Raw genomic sequence first — 15,428 nt, forward strand, 5'->3', positions numbered from 1 at the left:
CGGGTAAGTGAGAATCCGCGACACGTCCGGGTGGCTCCGGACCTCCCGGCAGGCGCTCAGGCGCCGGCGGCGGACTCCACCTGCACGCGGATGCTCGCGCCGTCCCCGGAGAGCCGGCCCTCGCTGCGGGCCTGGTCGACCATCGCGTCCCACTGCGCGCTCCAGTCGGCAGCCGTGGCCCGCGGCTCGGCAGCGGCGCGCAGGGCGGCGGCGTCCAGCTGGGCGGTGCCGGCGTCCTGCATCCGGCCGAGGCCGGAGCGCTCCAGGACCTCCGCCGCCTCCTCGTCGGTGACCTGCCCCAGGGCCAGGACGCACCGGCTCAGGTCGTCGATGTCGACCACCCGCGCCTCGGGCCGCTCGTCGGCGCCCGTCACCACCTCGACGATCATTGCGATCTCCTCATGGGGCCATCATGGCCATTCTGGCCGCTAGACATGCCAGGGGAAGCGGCTGAAGTCCGGGTCGCGCTTCTCCAGGAAGGCGTCCCGGCCCTCGACGGCCTCCTCGGCCATGTAGGCCAGCCGGGTGGTCTCCCCGGCGAACAGCTGCTGGCCGACGAGCCCGTCGTCGATCAGGTTGAACGAGTACTTGAGCATCCGCTGGGCGGTCGGGCTCTTGGCCACGATCTTCTTCCCCCAGTCCAGCGCCGTGCGCTCCAGCTCGGCATGGGGGACGACGCGGTTGACCATGCCCATCGCGTGCGCGTCCGCGGCGGTGTACTCCTCGCCCAGGAAGAAGATCTCGCGGGCGAACTTCTGCCCGACCTGCCGGGCGAGGTACGCCGACCCGAACCCGCCGTCGAAGCTGCCGACGTCGGCGTCGGTCTGCTTGAAGCGGGCGTGCTCGGCGCTGGCCAGCGTGAGGTCGGAGACGACGTGCAGGCTGTGCCCGCCACCGGCCGCCCACCCGGGGACGACGCAGATGACCACCTTGGGCATGAAGCGGATGAGCCGCTGGGCCTCCAGGATGTGCAGCCGGCCGCTCGAGCCCTGGGCGTGCTCGTAGCCGTACTTGCCGCGCACCCGCTGGTCGCCGCCCGAGCAGAACGCCCAGCCGCCGTCCTTCGGGCTGGGGCCGTTGCCGGTGAGGATCACGCAGCCGACGTCCGTGGACAGCCGCGCGTGCTCGAGTGCGGTGATCAGCTCGTCGACCGACTGCGGCCGGAACGCGTTGCGCACCTCCGGCCGGTCGAAGGCGATGCGGACGACGCCGGCGTCGACGGCCCGGTGGTAGGTGATGTCGGCGAAGTCGAAGCCCTCGACCGGCCGCCAGGCGGAGCTGTCGAAGATCTCGGAGACGTCGTCGCGGGCGCTCATGCAGCGAACCTTACGAAGCCTGCACCGACGGCGGCCGCTCGGCTCACCCGCCGAGCAGCCCGCCGGTCACGCCGCCGACCGCGTCCTTCAGCGGCTCGGTGACCGGCGCCAGGACCTCGCACAGACAGTCCGCGGGCGGCGGGGTGGGCTTCGGCGCGGGCTGAGGTGCGGGCTGCTGCGGCTGCTGCTGGACCGGCTCCTGCTTCGGCGGCTGCTGCTGCGTGGGCTGCTGCGGGGCCGGCTGCTGCTGGTTCGAGGACGCCGGCGGGCTGGAGGGCAGGACCTGGATGGGTGAGGTCCCCGGCTGCTGCCACCCGGTCCCGGCGCTGCCGGCCTGGGGCGCGGTGCCCGACGTGCCCCCGTTCGTCCCCGCGGTCCAGCCCGGAACCGTGCTCCCGCTGCCTGCGGACCCCGCGTCGGTGCCGGCCGAGCCGCCGCCCGCGGCCGCCGGGCCGGAGGGGCTGGTGCTCGCCGCAGGGTCCAGCCCGGGCGCCCCCGGGACGGGAGGAACCGCTCCGTCCGGCAGTGGCGCCGCGGTGGGCGCCACGCCGCCGTCCCCGCCGTCGGTCCCGACTGCATCGCCGTCGCCGGAGCCGCCGCCGTCCGGGTCCGCCGGGGTGTAGACCTCGGCCTGCCGACTCGCGCTGTCCGGCGAGCCGGGCGACAGCACGATGGCCACGGGCGCGGCGATCAGCAGGGCCGCGCAGACCAGCGCCAGCAGCAGCAGGGCCCGGGCGCGGCGACGGTCGCCTGCCGCCGTCCCCGTCGCCGTCGACGTCGCACCGCCGGCGCGCACGGGCGACGTGGCGGGCTCGGGTGCGGCGTGGCGGGACAACTCGGCTCCTCGGGGACGTGCGGCTGAGGGGCCCCCTGCCCACGCGCACGCGCGGCTATTCCTCCGCCCGGCGTGTCCCTTCCGGATCCGGAACAGCGGCGGTCAGCAGGGGGCGCAGCTGCGGCAGCGACGCCGCCAGCCCCGGGTGCAGGTCGACGGCGTCCAGCCCGGCCAGCGGCCACCAGGCCACGCCGTCGCTCTCGCCGTCCAGGCGCAGCTCGCTCGGGTCGATCGGCCGGGCCGGGCGCGCCAGGACGGTCGTGTAGGCCCAGCCGCCGTGGTCGTCGACCGACCGGGCACCGAGGACTACGTCGTCGGGGCTGAGACCCAGCTCCTCGCGCACCTCCCGCAGCGCGCCCACGTGCGCCGGCTCGCCGGCGTGCAGCGCGCCGCCGGGGGTGCCCCACGTACCGCCGTGGTGCGACCACAGCGCGCGGTGCTGCAGCAGCACCTCCGGGCCGTCGGCGCCGTCGCGGTGCAGGAAGAGCCCGGCCGCGCCCGCCCGGCCCCAGTGCTGGTGCCCCAGGGCGCAGGAGGTCCAGCCGTCGGTGGACGAGAACACGTGCCCAGTGAACAGCACCACGACGGGACGGTCCGGGCGGAGATGTCGCAGCCGCCCTCAGGAGGTGGGTGCGGTCCCGGTGTCGCTGTCGAAGAAGCCGGTGAGCCGGGCGATACGGCCCGCCGGGTCCAACTGCACGACGTCGAACCCGGTCATGACGGTGGCGCCCTCCGCATCGGTCAACGACCACCGGAAGAAGGCGCTGTCGTGGTGCCGCACGGGCTCGCTGGTCACCTCGATGCGCCCCCCTGGCATGGCGGTCAGGAACTGCCCGATGTGATCGGAGAGCGCCTCCCGCCCCGGGACGACCGCCAGCGGGTCGCAGTACACGGCGTCCGCCGCCCACGCCTGCTCCAGCAGGGCCAGTCGCGCCGTCGCGTCCGGCTCCACCCACGCGGCCCCGTAGGCGGCGACGGACTCCAGGGATGCCTCTGCGGTCATGCCTTCTCCTCGCGGGGGACGGGCACGCCGGTGAGGCCGGCGAGTGGAACGGTGCCGTGCAGGCTGCCAGAGCTGGGCGCCGTCGGAAACCGCCCCGGGCGAGGACGTAGGTTCAGGGCGACAACGTCAGCGCCCCCCGACGGAGGACCTCTCGATGAGCACCACCACGACCATGGCCGAGCTGCCCGGACTCGTCGGCACGGAGCTGGGCACCAGCGAGTGGTACGAGGTGACCCAGGAGCACGTGAACCTGTTCGCCGACGCGACCGGCGACCACCAGTGGATCCACGTCGACCCCGAGCGCGCCACCAGGGAGAGCCCCTTCGGCGGGCCGATCGCCCACGGCTACCTGACGCTGTCGCTGCTGGTCCCGCTGTTCGGCGGCGTCCTGCGCGTGACCGACACCGTGATGGGCGTGAACTACGGCCTGAACAAGGTCCGCTTCCCCTCGCCGGTGCCGGTGGGCTCCAAGGTGCGGCTGACCGCGACCCTGGCGGGCATCGAGGACATCGCCGGCGGCAAGCAGCTCACCTTCTCCTGCGTCATCGAGCGCGAGGGCGGCGACAAGCCGGTCTGCATCGCCGAGCCGGTGTACCGCTACTACGGCGGCTGACGAGGGACCCCGTCCCTCTCGACCCTCGCACGCTCGGGCCGAGCCTCCGGACGGGGCCGAAGAACGATATGGAAGGTCGGTCTTGATGCGCGTCGCCGTCTTCACCGGGTCGCACGCGGGGCCCGAGAACCACGCCCGGGCGGCGGCGGAGTTCGCCACCGGGCTGGCGCGGGCCGGTGTCGGAATCGTGTACGGCGGCGGCAAGGTCGGGCTGATGGGCGTCGTCGCCGATGCCGCACTGGCCGCCGGCGGCGAGGTCGTCGGCGTGATGCCGCAGCACCTGGTGGACGACGAGGTCGCGCACACCGGCCTGCCGCGGCTGGAGGTCGTGCAGACGATGCACGAGCGCAAGGCCGTGATGGCCGAGCTGGCCGACGCCTTCGTGGCGCTGCCGGGCGCGGCGGGCACCCTCGAGGAGCTGTTCGAGGCGTGGACCTGGGGGATGCTCGGCCTGCACGCCAAGCCGACGGCGCTGGTCGACGTCGACGGGTTCTGGCAGCCGCTGGTCGGCCAGCTGCGCCGCATGGTCGACGACGGCTACCTCGACGCCGCCCGGCTGGACGCCCTCGGCGTGGTGCACGATGCCGCGGAGCTGCTGCGGTTCGTGGAGGGCTACGAGCACCCCGCACGGAAGTGGTCGGCCCCGTCGTCGTCCTGACCTGACGCGCAGGGACTTCCTGCACAGAAAGTCCCTGGCGTAGGCCGGACTTCCGGTACCGAAAGTCGCTGGGGTTGGCGCTGGCGGGCCCTGCCGGCCGAGGAGCGCGCCCTCAGCGGGCACTGAGGGCGGGCTCCTCCACGGGCCGGGTGGGCGTCGATTCGTCATCGGCGCCGGCCGATCGGCTGCGCCGGCGGGTGCCCAGCACCCGGGACAGCGCGGTCCGCTGCCCGAGGGCCCCCGTGAGCCGGTCGAGGTAGATGGCCAGCAGGACGACGGCGAGACCGCCCTCCACGCCCGCGGCGACGTCGAGCTGCGTCACCGCCCGCACCACCACGGCACCGAGCCCGGCCGCGCCGAGCAGGCCCGCGGTGACCACCATGGACAGCGCCAGCATGATCACCTGGTTGATGCCGGCCATGATCGAGGGCAGCGCCAGCGGCAGCTGGACCTCCCGCAGGATCTGTCCCGGCCGGGCGCCGAAGGCCTGCGCGGCCTCGACGACCTCCCGGTCGACGTGCCGGATGCCGAGCTCGGTCAGCCGCACCCCCGGCGGGATGGCGAACAGGATCGTGGCCACCACGCCGGGGACGACGCCGACGCCGAAGAAGAAGACGGCGGGGATCAGGTAGACGAAGACCGGCGTCGTCTGCATGAAGTCCAGGACCGGCCGGACGGCGATGCTCACCGCCCGGTGCCGGGCCGCGAGGATCCCGACCGGGATGCCGATGGCCGCCGCGATCACCGCCGCGACCAGCACGAGCGCCAGGGTCTGCATGGTCTCGACCCACAGCTCCAGCGAGACCACGAGCAGGAACGCCGCCACCGCGTAGAGCGCCAGCCAGGGGCCGCGGACCAGCAGCGCGATGACCGCGAGGACCACCACCCAGACGACCGGCGCGGGCGAGGCCAGCACGTCGGTGAGCCGGTTCACCACCGTGGACATGACCTCGGAGATGGCGTCGAACAGCCACGGCACCGTCGCGAGGAGCCAGTCGATGGCGTCGGCCACCCACCGGCCGATCGGCACGTGCGGGATCACCGGGCACCTCCACGGACCGGGACGGCGGACAGCGCGTCCAGGACCGCGGCCCGCGGCACCACGCCGAGGAGCCGGCCGTCGTCGTCGACGACACCGAGCGGCACGGGATGGCGGCCCAGCAGGTGCACGAAATCGACGACAGGGCGGTCGGCCGTCGTGCTGGCGTGCTCGGCCACCACGGACCGGTGGTCCAGGGTGGCGATCCCCTCCTGCAGCGCGCGGGCGAGCAGGTTGTCGCGCGCCACACCCACCACCCGACCGTCGTCGTCCAGGACGTAGACGCCGTTGGCCTCCGCCGTCCCCAGCGCCCGGAGCACGTCGGCCGCCGGGTCCCCGAGGTGGGCGGTCATCCGCGGTTCGCGCATCAGGTCGCCGGCGGTGAGCACCCGCGTGCGGTCGACGTCGGAGGTGAAGTCGGCGACGTAGTCGTCGGCGGGCGCGGAGATGATCTCCGGGCCGGTGCCGAGCTGGACGGTCCGGCCGTCCTTGAGCATGAGGATGCGGTCGCCCAGCCGCATGGCCTCGTTGAGGTCGTGGGTGATGAACACGATGGTCTTGTGCAGCTCGGACTGCAGCTGCTCCAGCAGGTCCTGCATGTCGCGGCGGATCAGCGGGTCCAGCGCGGAGAACGGCTCGTCCATGAGCAGCACCTCGGAGTCGGCGGCCAGCGCGCGGGCCAGGCCCACGCGCTGGCGCATGCCGCCGGACAGCTCGTCGGGCCGGGCCTCGGCCCGATCGAGCAGCCCCACCGTGCGCAGCGCCCAGTCCGCCCGCTCGCGCTGCTCGGCGGCGCCCACCCCGCGGATCTTGAGCGCGTACGCGGCGTTCTCCCGCACCGAGCGGTGCGGGAGCAGCGCGAAGTGCTGGAAGACCATGCTCATCTTCTCGTTGCGCACCTGCCGCAGCTGCTCGTCGTCCAGACCGCGCAGATCCCGGCCGTCGACCTCGACCGTGCCGGCGCTGGGCTCGATCAGCCGGTTGAGCAGGCGCACCAGCGTCGACTTGCCCGAGCCCGACAGCCCCATGATCACGAAGAGCTCACCGCGTCCCACGGAGAAGCTGACGTCGTGCACCGCGAGCGTTGCCCCGGTCCGTCGCTGGATCTCGTCGCGACCGAGCCCCTCGGAGGCCAGCCGCAGCGCGTCGGCCTCCCGGGCTCCGAAGACCTTGGTCAGCCCGGTCACCTGCAGCACCGGGGTCACGGTCAGCCGATCCACTCGTCGATCTCGTCGCTGTGGTCGTCCACCCACTGGCGCGCGACGGTGCTCACGTCCTCGCCGTCCACGTCGACGGCCTTCTGCATCTCCTCCATCTCCTCGACGGAGATGCGGAGCTTCTCGAGCAGGGCGACGAAGTCCGGCGCCTCCTCCTGGAGCTCCTTGCTGGCGGCGATGTTGGCGCTGTAGGAGGGCATCGCGCAGGCGCCGTCGCCGGTCGTCAGGCACCCGTCGCTGTAGGGCGTGGGCTCCTCCAGCTGCACCATGTCGTACTGCGCGAACACCGCGGCCGGGTGGTACAGGTACAGGACGATCGGCTCCTCGCGGCCGTAGGAGTTCTTCAGCTGCGCGAGCTCCGCCGCCTCGCTGGAGACGACCTGCTCGAGCGTGATCCCGTAGCCGTCGAGACGCTTCCGGTTCTGCTCGGTGGTGATGTATCCGGGGTCTGCGTCGTAGAACTTGTTCCCGAGCTCGTCGGCGTAGTCGTTCAGCTGGTCGACGCTGGTCAGACCCTCAAGCGGCCCGCCGGGCTCCACCGCGTAGGCCGGGACGAACCAGCCCTGCGCGGCCTCGCCGTAGGTCTCCGACACGATGTCGACCTGCTCGGCGGCCTTGTCGGCGAGCTCCTGCTGGTTGGGGAGCGCGACCTCGGTCAGCAGGTCGATGTCCCCGCGCTGGGCGCCGGTCCAGGCGGCGGCGGGGTCGAGCTGCGTGGTCGCCAGGGAGGCGACACCCAGGTCGGGATGGTCGGCGGCGATCTCGCTGAGGATGCCGTTGGTCAGGCCGGCGGCGGTCCAGCTGAACTGCGCGGCCTGGACGGTGATCCCGTCGCCGCTGCCGCCGGCGCCCTCCTCGGCGGTGCAGGCGGCGACCGAAGCGGTCAGGAGGGCGGCCAGAGCCACCGCGGACGCCCGGGGGCGGAGGTTCGTGGGCAGCATGGATCTTCTCTCGTCGAGGCGCCGGAGCCTGCGGCAGCCGGTCGTCGTTCATCGCGCGGAAACCCTCCGGCTCCACGGGGGAAGCCTGCAGCATGCCGCGCGTTCGGCACAGCGTCTCGCGTTTCGGGCGCACATGCAGGTCAGACGCGTACCGGATCCTCCGCCCGGTCACCCCGAAGAGTGACCGGGCGGAGATGTCGTCGCAAGACCCCTCGACCCCCGCACGCTCGGGGGAGCCTTGGGACGGCGGCCGGGGCGAGAAGCCGTAGCGTCGGCGCGGTGGAGCACTGGGACGTCGTCGTCGTGGGCGCCGGGCCGGCCGGTGCCGCATCCGCGCTGGCCGCCCGCCGGGCCGCGCCGGCCACCCGCGTCCTGCTGCTGGACCGCGCCGACTTCCCCCGCGACAAGGTCTGCGGCGACGGCATCGCCCCCGAGGCGCTCGACGTGCTGCAACGGCTCGGCGTGGAGCCGGCAGTGCTCACCGACGGCTTCGCCCCCGTCCCGCGGCTGGGCATGCGCTCCCCCGGCGGAGCGGCCGTGGAGCGCACGATGCACCGCCCCGCGCACACCGTGCCCCGGCAGGTGCTCGACGCCCGGATCGTCGACGCCGCCCTCGCCGCGGGCGCGGAGCTCCGCCGCCACCAGGTCCGGCGGCTGACCGACGACGGCCGACGCGTGGTGATCGACGGCGAGCTGAGCGCCGACGTCGTCATCGGTGCCGACGGCGCGGAGTCCGTCGTCCGCCGGGGGCTGGGCCTGGCGCCCAACCGGCCCGACCGGATGGCGGTCGCACTGCGCGGCTACGCGCCGGAGCTGCCCGGCCAGCGCGGGGTGCAGGTGATCGCGACGACCGAGCAGCGGTGGCCGGCCTACGCGTGGTCGTTCCCGCTCGGCGACGGCCGGGCCAACGTCGGCTACGGGGAGCTGGTCTCGGCCGGTGCCAGCCGGACGGCGCTGACCGAGGGCCTGCACCGGTTGCTGCCCGGCGTCGAGCCCGACGGCCTGCGCGCGCACCGGCTGCCGCTGTCCACCCAGCGCCCCCGCCAGCCCGACGGTCGGGTGCTGCTGGCCGGCGACGCCGCGTCGCTGATCAACCCCCTGACCGGCGAGGGGATCTTCTACGCCGTCCTGTCGGGTGCCCTCGCCGGCGCCGCGGCGGTCGCCGGCGCCACGGCGGGGCAGGCCTACCGGCGGGCGCTGCACCGGCGGCTGGGCCGGCACCTGCGGCACTCGTCGGCCGCGTCGCTGCTGAGCCGGTGGCCGCGGATCATGGACGCCGCCTTCCGGGCGGCCGCGGCCGATCAACGCGTCTTCGACGACGTCGTCGACCTGGGGCTGGCCGACGGCCGGCTCACCCTGCCGACCCTCGCCGCCGCGGCCCGCCGCCTCCGCTGACGGACCGCCGTCCCGGGACTTCCGGTACAGGAAGTCCCGGGAGGTCCGGGGACTTCCTGCACCGGAGGTCCCCGGGGTCAGCGGGAGACGGGGAGACGGGTGAACGCCGACGTGCGGGCGGTCCCGTCGTAGCCGCCACGCGGGGCGCCCAGGCCGAACAGCGCGCCGACGGTCGGTGCGACGTCGAGGGTGCGGGCCGGCTCGCTGCGGACGACACCGCGGCGCACCGCCGGGTGCCCGCCGGAGACCAGGAACGGGATCGGCTCGGTCACGGGGTGCCCGTGGTTGCCCGGGATCGGGTTGGACAGCGCAGTGGTGTCGCTGAACCGCCAGCCGGCCCGCGCGAAGCAGACCAGGTCGCCCGCCTCGGCGCCGAGGCGCAGCTGGTCCGGACGCTGCACCGACAGCACGCCGGGGTGGGCACGGACCAGGCGGCGGATCTCGTCCAGGGCGGCGGTCCGGCGGTTCGCCCGACCGGTCCAGTACAGCAGGTCGGCGCCGCCGTTCTGGGCGATCTGCAGGTGGTCCCGCAGGTCCGGGCGGCCGCTGAGGATCTGCGCCACGGACACGACGTTCGTGACCAGCGACCAGTCCATCGAGTGGTCGGCCAGGGCGATGACGACGCTCCGGTTCCAGCGGCCGGTGCGCCTCAGGTGCTCGACGAAGCGGCCGACCTGCAGGTCGCTGGACACCAGCGCCGCCGTGCGGGCCGCCTGCAGCACCGGTCCGGTCAGATCGCTGTGCCCGACGCGGTCGACGTCGCCGAGGTTCACGAACAGCAGGTTCGGGTCGAACCGGTCCACCATCGCGATGGCGGCGTCCACGGTGAACGCGTCGGGGGCGTGCCCGGTGACCGGCAGCACCGGCTTCGGCTCCCAGCGGTGGGTGGCCCGCCCGCCGAAGATGCCGAACAGGTACTCCTTGGACAGCACCGTCCCGGTGGTGGCGCCTCGCGCGTTCAGCCGCTCGATCACCGTCGGGAAGCGCAGGTCGCTCGGCCGGTCGAGGTCACGGACCACGCCCTCGCGGCGGTCGAACACCGAGTTGGCCGGGACGCCGGACCGGTCGGGCCGGACACCGGTCATCATCATCACGTGGTAGGGGATGGTCTCCATCACCGGCAGCGACCGGGCGTTGGCGAACCAGGTGCCCTCCCGCCGCAGCCTGGACAGCTGCGGCATCAGCAGCGGCTCGACCTCCGCCGGGTTGGCGCCGTCCACCACGAGCACGTAGACGCGCAGGTCGGGACGCCGCGTCGCGAGGGCCGGCTGCGCGCCGACCGCCGTCGACAGCACGATCGCCGCACCTCCGGCGGCACCGACCTGGAGGAAGCGACGCCGGTCGAGCTGCGTCGTCCGCGGGTTCACACGAGCCTCCTCGGCGCCGGCTCGACCTTCTGCGTCCCCGCGCGCACGCGGTAGGACACCGAGTGCACCGCCGCCGCGTTCGGGTCCGTGCGGTCGGTGAGGACGTACCAGTCCATCTGCGCTCCTGCCGGGGTCACCTGGAGCACGGAGAAGCCGTGCGAGTCGAAGTCCAGGTACCTGATGTGCGGGTTGCTCGCCTTGAACGCCGTCTCCACCGCCCGCGACGTCGTGCGCGGCGGCGAGTTCGTGATGTCGTCGAGGTTGTCGCTGGTCACCGACGTGCAGACGAGCTCGACCCCGACGCTGTTGCCGTTCACCGGGTACGTCAGGCCGTCGATGGGCAGGTCGCAGGCCCAGCCGGAGTGGATGTCGCCGGTGAGGAAGACGGTGTCGCGGATGCCGCGGTCGCGCAGGTGGCCCAGCACCCTCGCCCGCTCGACGGGGTAGCCGTCCCACTGGTCGACGTTGTACGGCACCCCCTGCACCGGGGGCAGGGGCGCGTCGACGAGGGTGCTGATCCCGTCGGCCAGCCGGGTGTCCAGCGCGTTCGGGAACCGCACGGGCGTGATCATCACCGGGTTGCCGACCAGCTTCCACTGCACCTGGCGGTCGGCCAGGCCGTCGAGCAGGAACCGGAACTGCTCGCGGCCGGTGATCGTCCGGTCCGGGTCACCCAGCGCGGGGTCGACCGGCGAGCCGACCTGCTCGTCGCGGTAGGTGCGCAGGTCGAGCATCGACAGGCTCGCCAGCCGGCCGAACCGCAGGCGGCGGTACAGCCGGCCGCCCGCCTCGTAGCGCACCGGCATCCACTCCGCGTACGCCCGCTGCGCGAACGACCGGCGCCGTCGCCACTCCCCCTCGGCACCGGCCGTGTGGTTCTCGGCCCCTCCGGCCCAGGCGTCGTTGGCCGACTCGTGGTCGTCCCAAGTCACCACCCATGGCGCCACGGCGTGCAGCGCCTGCAGGTCCGGGTCGGTCTTGTACTGGCCGTGCCGCCGCCGGTAGTCGGCCAGCGCGGTCATCTCGCGCGGCGGGTCGTGCGGGCGGACGACGACGTCGCGCGCCTGGTACTCCCCCGGCGCGTACTCGTACAGGTAGTCGCCCAGGTGCAGGACGAGGTCGAGGTCCCGCCGCTCGGCGAGGTGCCGGTAGGCGGTGAACCAGCCCGCCTGCCAGTTCGCGCAGGACACGACGGCCATGCGCAGCCGCGGAGTTGCGGCGGAGTGCGCGGGCGCGGTGCGGGTCCGGCCGACCGGGGACGTCGACCCCTGGCAGCGGAACCGGTACCAGTACCAGGTGCCGGGGGTCAGCCGCGTGGCGTCGACCTTGACGGTGTGGTCGCGGTCGGGTCCGGTGCGCACGGTGCCGCTGCGCACGATCCTGCGGAACTGCGCGTCGGCGGCCACCTCCCAGGTCACGTCGACGACCGGGCCACGGCCGGTCCCGGGGTCGTCGCCGGGCCGCGGGGTGACGCGGGTCCAGAGGACGACGGCGTCGGGCAGCGGGTCACCCGAGGCGACGCCGTGGTGGAAGCGCGGCCGGGACTGCCCGGGCGGCGTGCGCGGCGGGGTCGCCCCGGCCCGGGAGGGGACCGCGGCCACGGCTGCTCCGGCACCTGCGGCGGCGCCCAGCTGCAGGGCTGTGCGTCGGGGGAACGGTGCGGACGGCTCGGTCACATCCTGACCATCGAGGGTCGCGACCTCCGGTGACGGCGTTCTGCGGACTGTTCACCGACCGTTCCCCGACGGGTCGACGGGCGCGCCGTCCCCGGCCCACCCGGGAGGAGAGGCTGCCGGCGTGACCCAGGTCGTGGTCCCCAGGTCCACCCGTCTCCTCTCCCTCGCCGGCGTCGTCGCCGGCGCCACCGCCGAGAGCCTCCTGATCCCCGGTGGGGCACGGCGCAGGCAGCGCCTGCAGATCTGCACCGCGGCCCGGGTGCTCACCGCCCTGGGCGCGCGGGTGCGCGTCGTCCTCCCACCGGTGCCGTGGCCGCGCGCCGGCGGTCTGCTGGTGACCGGCCACGACGCCGGCCGGCTCGGCGACCTCGCGCTGCTCACCTCGGTGCCGCGATCCCTGGCCGGCTGGGGGGAGCTGGCCGACCGGGTGGTGCCCGTGCCGGGCACCCGCACCCCGCCGCGTCCCGGTGGCACGGTGGTCTGCCCCGTCACCGTGACCTGCCGGACGGCGGACGGCCCGCTGTCCCGGCTACCTCGCCGGCTGGACGAGGTCGCCGCCCTGCGCGGCCTCGTGTTCGACGTGTGGCTGCTGGACGCGGTCCCGTCCGACGCCGCGGATCAGCTCGGTGGCGCAGGGATCGGCGGGTCCACGATGACGGCCGTCGGCGGTACCGAGGGCGCCGGGACGGCGGAGGCCGCGTAGTCCTGCGCGGTGAGCGGGCGGTCGGTCAGCTCGCCCGCGGGCAGCGGCGCCTCGATCGGCTCGCCGGCCAGCTCGAGCAGGACCGACTCCACCCCCGGGACGCTGGTCGCGGTCAGCACGATCTGGGCGACGGCCCGGCGGCCCGAGACCCCGGCGGGTGCCTCCGCCAGCTCGTCCAGATCGATCGTCGCGGTACCGCCGTCCAGGTCCGTCACGCCGAGCCGCACCTCCGGGGGCAGCGCCGTCGACAGCTGCTCGTCGCGCTCGTCCCTGGTCGGCCCGGCGGCCAGCTGCTCCAGCAGGGAGCCCAGCCGCTCGCGGCGGGTCCTGCCGCTCACCTCGCGCACCCGCGGCACCAGGGTGTCGGCCGCGGTGACCCAGTGGACGCGTGAGGCGTCGGCCGTCGCCTCCGGCGGCGACGTGGACGTGGGCGCCGGGCTGGGTTCGGCGAGCCCGTAGGGCACGTCCGTCGGTGCGATGGTCGACGGCTCGCCGCCCGTGGGCACACTGCAGCCGGCGAGGACGGCGAGGACGGCGCAGAGGCCGACGCGGCGGGCGGTCACGGGCCCTCCGCCGGCAGGGAGAGGCAGAACCGGGCGCCACCGTCGGGGCCGTCGGCGACCCACGCCGCACCGCCGTGCCGTGCCGCGGTCTCGGCCACGATCGCCAGCCCGAGGCCCGCGCCGGGCAGCGAGCGGCGGGCAGCTCCGGCACCCCGGGCGAACCGCTCGAAGATCCGCTCGCGGTCCTCCACCGGCACCCCCGGACCGGCGTCGTCCACGGCCAGCACGACGGCGTCCTCCCGCCGTTGCACCGCCACGCGCCGCGGCCCGCCGGCATGCCGGTCGGCGTTGTCGAGCAGGTTGCGCACCGCCCGCTCGAGGCTGTTCTTGTCGGCCCGCACCACGGTCCCCTCGTCCGGATCGCCCTCGAGCAGCCCGCCCGGCCGCCCGGTGGCCGTCAGCACCTCGCGGGCCAGCGCCGTCATGGACACCGGCACGCTCGTCCCGGCGGTCGCGTCGCCGTCGAGGCGGGCCAGCTGCAGCAGGTCGTCGAGCATCCGGCGGAACCGGCGCAGCTCGCCCTCGACCAGGGTCAGGGCCTGACCGGCTCGCGGCGAGAGCTCCGCGCGGCGGGCGCCGAGCACCTCGACGCTGGTGACGAGGCTGGTGAGCGGGCTGCGCAGCTCGTGGCTGACGTCGCCGACGAAGCGGGCGTCGCGCTCGATGCGGGCGGCCAGCGCGTCGACCATGCTGTTGAACCCCGCGACGATGGCGACCAGGTCGGGGTCGTCGGTCGGCGGCAGGCGGGTGGCCAGCTCGCCCCCGGCGATCCGCGTCGCGGCACCGGCAACCTGCTCGAGCGGCTGCACCGCGCGCCGGCTGGCCCACACACCGAAGCCGGCACCCGCCGCGGTGGCCGCGACCGCCGAGGCGGCGAGCACCGCCGACAGCGTCGCCAGCACCTGCCGCAGCTCGGTGAGCCCACCGACCCCGTAGAACTCGACGCCCGCCGAGCTCAGCGGCACCCCGACCACCAGCGCCGGCCCGTCGGGGGCGTCGATGCGCACCGTGCCGGCCTCACCGCCGGCGACGATGTCCTGCAGGTCCCCGGGGACGTCCCGCGCGCCGACGTCCAGGGTGGATGAGTACCAGTCGTCGCCGCTGCGCAGGACGACGTCGGACCCGCCGGACGGCACGAGTTCGGCCAGCAGGTCGCCCACGTCGGTGCCCGCGGTGGCCAGCCGGCTGTTGAGCACGTTGGCGTCCGCGAAGGCCTGACGGGTGAGTGAGGCCTCGCGCTGGTCGAGCAGGTAGCTGCGGGCCAGCAGGAAGGTCGCGGTCACCAGCACGACCGACACGAGCAGCGTGACCGCGGCGAACCCCAGGACGATGCGCGCCCGGAGCCCGCGCGGCCCGAGCGCCAGCCTCACCGGGGATCCAGCCGGTAGCCCAGTCCCCGCACGGTGATCACCAGCTGCGGCGCGCTCGGATCGGTCTCCACCTTGGTGCGCAGCCGCCGCACGTGGACGTCGACGATCCGCTCGTCGCCGAAGAAACCGTGCTCCCACACCCGCTCGAGCAGCGCCTGCCGGCTGAACACCCGCCCCGGGGAGGCGGCGAGCTCGCACAGCAGCCGGAACTCCGTGAGGGTGAGCGGCACCTGCGTGGCGCCCCGGTGCACGGTGCCACGGGCCTCGTTGAGGACCAGTGGAGCCGCCGGGTCGGAATCGAGCACGACCTCCTCGGGGCTGCGCTCCGCGGCGCCGCTGGCGGCCCGCCGACGCAGGGCCCGCAGGCGGGCGGTGATCTCCTTGACCTCGAAGGGTTTCGTCACGTAGTCGTCGGCGCCGGCCTCCAGCGCCGCCACGATGTCGTCGGTGTCGGCCCGCGCGCTGATCACGATGATCGGCAGGTCGTGGGCCCGCCGGACCTCGCGGATCACGGCGTAGCCGTCCATGGAACCGAGCATCAGGTCCACGACCATCAGGTCGGGCGCGGCCACGGCGACCGCGCGCACGGCATCCTCGCCGGACACCGCCTCGGCGACGTCGTACCCCTCGTCCTCCAGCGCCCACCGCAGGGCGGTGCGGATCGAGTCGTCGTCCTCGACGACGAGCAGACGCAGGGGCACGTCGGCCATGCTGCCACCGCCCCGGGACGCC

At 74.5% G+C, this 15,428-nt stretch carries 17 protein-coding genes; 4 read left to right on the forward strand and 13 right to left on the reverse strand.

Annotated features, from left to right (window positions below; all coding sequences use genetic code 11):
• Positions 1 to 56 precede the first annotated feature (56 nt).
• The 5 genes from BLS70_RS12330 to BLS70_RS12350 are packed head-to-tail and all read right to left on the reverse strand — an operon-like array spanning position 57 to position 3,154.
• Complete coding sequence (locus BLS70_RS12330; RefSeq protein WP_091768030.1) at positions 57 to 389, reverse strand: hypothetical protein; 333 nt, start codon at positions 387 to 389, stop codon at positions 57 to 59.
• Positions 390 to 428: 39 nt separating this feature from the next.
• Positions 429 to 1,316, reverse strand: a complete 888-nt coding sequence (locus BLS70_RS12335; RefSeq protein WP_091768033.1) for a 1,4-dihydroxy-2-naphthoyl-CoA synthase — start codon at positions 1,314 to 1,316, stop codon at positions 429 to 431.
• 43 nt (positions 1,317 to 1,359) lie between these two features.
• Complete coding sequence (locus BLS70_RS12340) at positions 1,360 to 2,151, reverse strand: hypothetical protein (RefSeq protein WP_091768036.1); 792 nt, start codon at positions 2,149 to 2,151, stop codon at positions 1,360 to 1,362.
• 55 nt (positions 2,152 to 2,206) lie between these two features.
• A complete protein-coding gene (locus tag BLS70_RS12345; protein WP_255362431.1) occupies positions 2,207 to 2,734 on the reverse strand; it encodes an NUDIX domain-containing protein in 528 nt (175 codons plus the stop codon).
• A 36-nt stretch (positions 2,735 to 2,770) separates the two neighbouring features.
• Positions 2,771 to 3,154 (reverse strand): nuclear transport factor 2 family protein, encoded by a 384-nt coding sequence (locus BLS70_RS12350; protein ID WP_091768039.1) that lies wholly within the window; start codon positions 3,152 to 3,154, stop codon positions 2,771 to 2,773.
• A gap of 154 nt (positions 3,155 to 3,308) precedes the next feature.
• Here BLS70_RS12350 and BLS70_RS12355 point away from each other — a divergent pair, with 154 nt between their 5' ends.
• Positions 3,309 to 3,767: a MaoC family dehydratase gene (locus BLS70_RS12355; RefSeq protein ID WP_091768042.1), complete on the forward strand. Its 459-nt coding sequence runs from the start codon at positions 3,309 to 3,311 to the stop codon at positions 3,765 to 3,767.
• An 85-nt stretch (positions 3,768 to 3,852) separates the two neighbouring features.
• Positions 3,853 to 4,425 (forward strand): LOG family protein, encoded by a 573-nt coding sequence (locus BLS70_RS12360; RefSeq protein WP_091768045.1) that lies wholly within the window; start codon positions 3,853 to 3,855, stop codon positions 4,423 to 4,425.
• A 112-nt stretch (positions 4,426 to 4,537) separates the two neighbouring features.
• On the opposite strand, the gene BLS70_RS12365 is transcribed toward BLS70_RS12360, so the two are convergent.
• The 3 genes from BLS70_RS12365 to BLS70_RS12375 are packed head-to-tail and all read right to left on the reverse strand — an operon-like array spanning position 4,538 to position 7,622.
• Positions 4,538 to 5,467 carry an ABC transporter permease gene (locus tag BLS70_RS12365; protein WP_091768047.1) on the reverse strand — a complete coding sequence of 310 codons (930 nt, stop codon included), beginning with the start codon at positions 5,465 to 5,467 and terminating at the stop codon, positions 4,538 to 4,540.
• Positions 5,464 to 6,669: a quaternary amine ABC transporter ATP-binding protein gene (locus BLS70_RS12370; RefSeq protein WP_091768508.1), complete on the reverse strand. Its 1,206-nt coding sequence runs from the start codon at positions 6,667 to 6,669 to the stop codon at positions 5,464 to 5,466. Before BLS70_RS12370 ends, BLS70_RS12365 begins: the two co-directional genes overlap by 4 nt.
• Positions 6,670 to 6,671: 2 nt before the next feature.
• Positions 6,672 to 7,622, reverse strand: coding sequence for a glycine betaine ABC transporter substrate-binding protein (locus tag BLS70_RS12375; RefSeq protein WP_091768050.1), 951 nt, complete (start codon positions 7,620 to 7,622; stop codon positions 6,672 to 6,674).
• A 279-nt stretch (positions 7,623 to 7,901) separates the two neighbouring features.
• Here BLS70_RS12375 and BLS70_RS12380 point away from each other — a divergent pair, with 279 nt between their 5' ends.
• The gene (locus BLS70_RS12380; RefSeq protein ID WP_091768053.1) at positions 7,902 to 9,017 is read left to right on the forward strand and encodes an NAD(P)/FAD-dependent oxidoreductase; all 1,116 of its coding nucleotides are present in this window, start codon (positions 7,902 to 7,904) and stop codon (positions 9,015 to 9,017) included.
• A gap of 77 nt (positions 9,018 to 9,094) precedes the next feature.
• Here the strand turns inward: BLS70_RS12380 and BLS70_RS12385 are convergent, their stop codons facing one another.
• Together BLS70_RS12385 and BLS70_RS12390 are read right to left on the reverse strand one after the other, a co-directional pair.
• Positions 9,095 to 10,384 carry an alkaline phosphatase family protein gene (locus tag BLS70_RS12385; RefSeq protein ID WP_091768056.1) on the reverse strand — a complete coding sequence of 430 codons (1,290 nt, stop codon included), beginning with the start codon at positions 10,382 to 10,384 and terminating at the stop codon, positions 9,095 to 9,097.
• Positions 10,381 to 12,060, reverse strand: coding sequence for an alkaline phosphatase D family protein (locus tag BLS70_RS12390; RefSeq protein ID WP_218122392.1), 1,680 nt, complete (start codon positions 12,058 to 12,060; stop codon positions 10,381 to 10,383). Before BLS70_RS12390 ends, BLS70_RS12385 begins: the two co-directional genes overlap by 4 nt.
• 121 nt (positions 12,061 to 12,181) lie before the next feature.
• Here BLS70_RS12390 and BLS70_RS12395 point away from each other — a divergent pair, with 121 nt between their 5' ends.
• Positions 12,182 to 12,763 carry a hypothetical protein gene (locus BLS70_RS12395; protein ID WP_091768059.1) on the forward strand — a complete coding sequence of 194 codons (582 nt, stop codon included), beginning with the start codon at positions 12,182 to 12,184 and terminating at the stop codon, positions 12,761 to 12,763.
• On the opposite strand, the gene BLS70_RS12400 is transcribed toward BLS70_RS12395, so the two are convergent.
• Genes BLS70_RS12400 through BLS70_RS12410 form a run of 3 tightly spaced genes read right to left on the reverse strand, consistent with a single transcriptional unit; the run spans position 12,679 to position 15,406 of the window.
• A complete protein-coding gene (locus tag BLS70_RS12400) occupies positions 12,679 to 13,326 on the reverse strand; it encodes a GerMN domain-containing protein (RefSeq protein ID WP_176946384.1) in 648 nt (215 codons plus the stop codon). The genes BLS70_RS12395 and BLS70_RS12400 overlap by 85 nt on opposite strands.
• Positions 13,323 to 14,696: a sensor histidine kinase gene (locus tag BLS70_RS12405; protein ID WP_091768065.1), complete on the reverse strand. Its 1,374-nt coding sequence runs from the start codon at positions 14,694 to 14,696 to the stop codon at positions 13,323 to 13,325. The genes BLS70_RS12400 and BLS70_RS12405 overlap by 4 nt, the downstream gene beginning before the upstream one ends.
• Positions 14,693 to 15,406, reverse strand: coding sequence for a response regulator (locus tag BLS70_RS12410; protein ID WP_304457108.1), 714 nt, complete (start codon positions 15,404 to 15,406; stop codon positions 14,693 to 14,695). The genes BLS70_RS12405 and BLS70_RS12410 overlap by 4 nt, the downstream gene beginning before the upstream one ends.
• Positions 15,407 to 15,428: the final 22 nt, after the last annotated feature.

The sequence above is a fragment of the Blastococcus aurantiacus genome (assembly GCF_900102425.1).
Lineage (GTDB): Bacteria > Actinomycetota > Actinomycetes > Mycobacteriales > Geodermatophilaceae > Blastococcus > Blastococcus aurantiacus.

What these genes read in the sequence shown, in the direction of transcription:
- BLS70_RS12330 (WP_091768030.1), bottom strand. Translation starts at nt 389, where the DNA reads ATGATCGTCGAGGTGGTGACGGGCGCCGACGAGCGGCCCGAGGCGCGG.
- BLS70_RS12335 (WP_091768033.1), bottom strand. Translation starts at nt 1,316, where the DNA reads ATGAGCGCCCGCGACGACGTCTCCGAGATCTTCGACAGCTCCGCCTGG.
- BLS70_RS12350 (WP_091768039.1), bottom strand. Translation starts at nt 3,154, where the DNA reads ATGACCGCAGAGGCATCCCTGGAGTCCGTCGCCGCCTACGGGGCCGCG.
- BLS70_RS12355 (WP_091768042.1), top strand. Translation starts at nt 3,309, where the DNA reads ATGAGCACCACCACGACCATGGCCGAGCTGCCCGGACTCGTCGGCACG.
- BLS70_RS12360 (WP_091768045.1), top strand. Translation starts at nt 3,853, where the DNA reads ATGCGCGTCGCCGTCTTCACCGGGTCGCACGCGGGGCCCGAGAACCAC.
- BLS70_RS12375 (WP_091768050.1), bottom strand. Translation starts at nt 7,622, where the DNA reads ATGCTGCCCACGAACCTCCGCCCCCGGGCGTCCGCGGTGGCTCTGGCC.
- BLS70_RS12410 (WP_304457108.1), bottom strand. Translation starts at nt 15,406, where the DNA reads ATGGCCGACGTGCCCCTGCGTCTGCTCGTCGTCGAGGACGACGACTCG.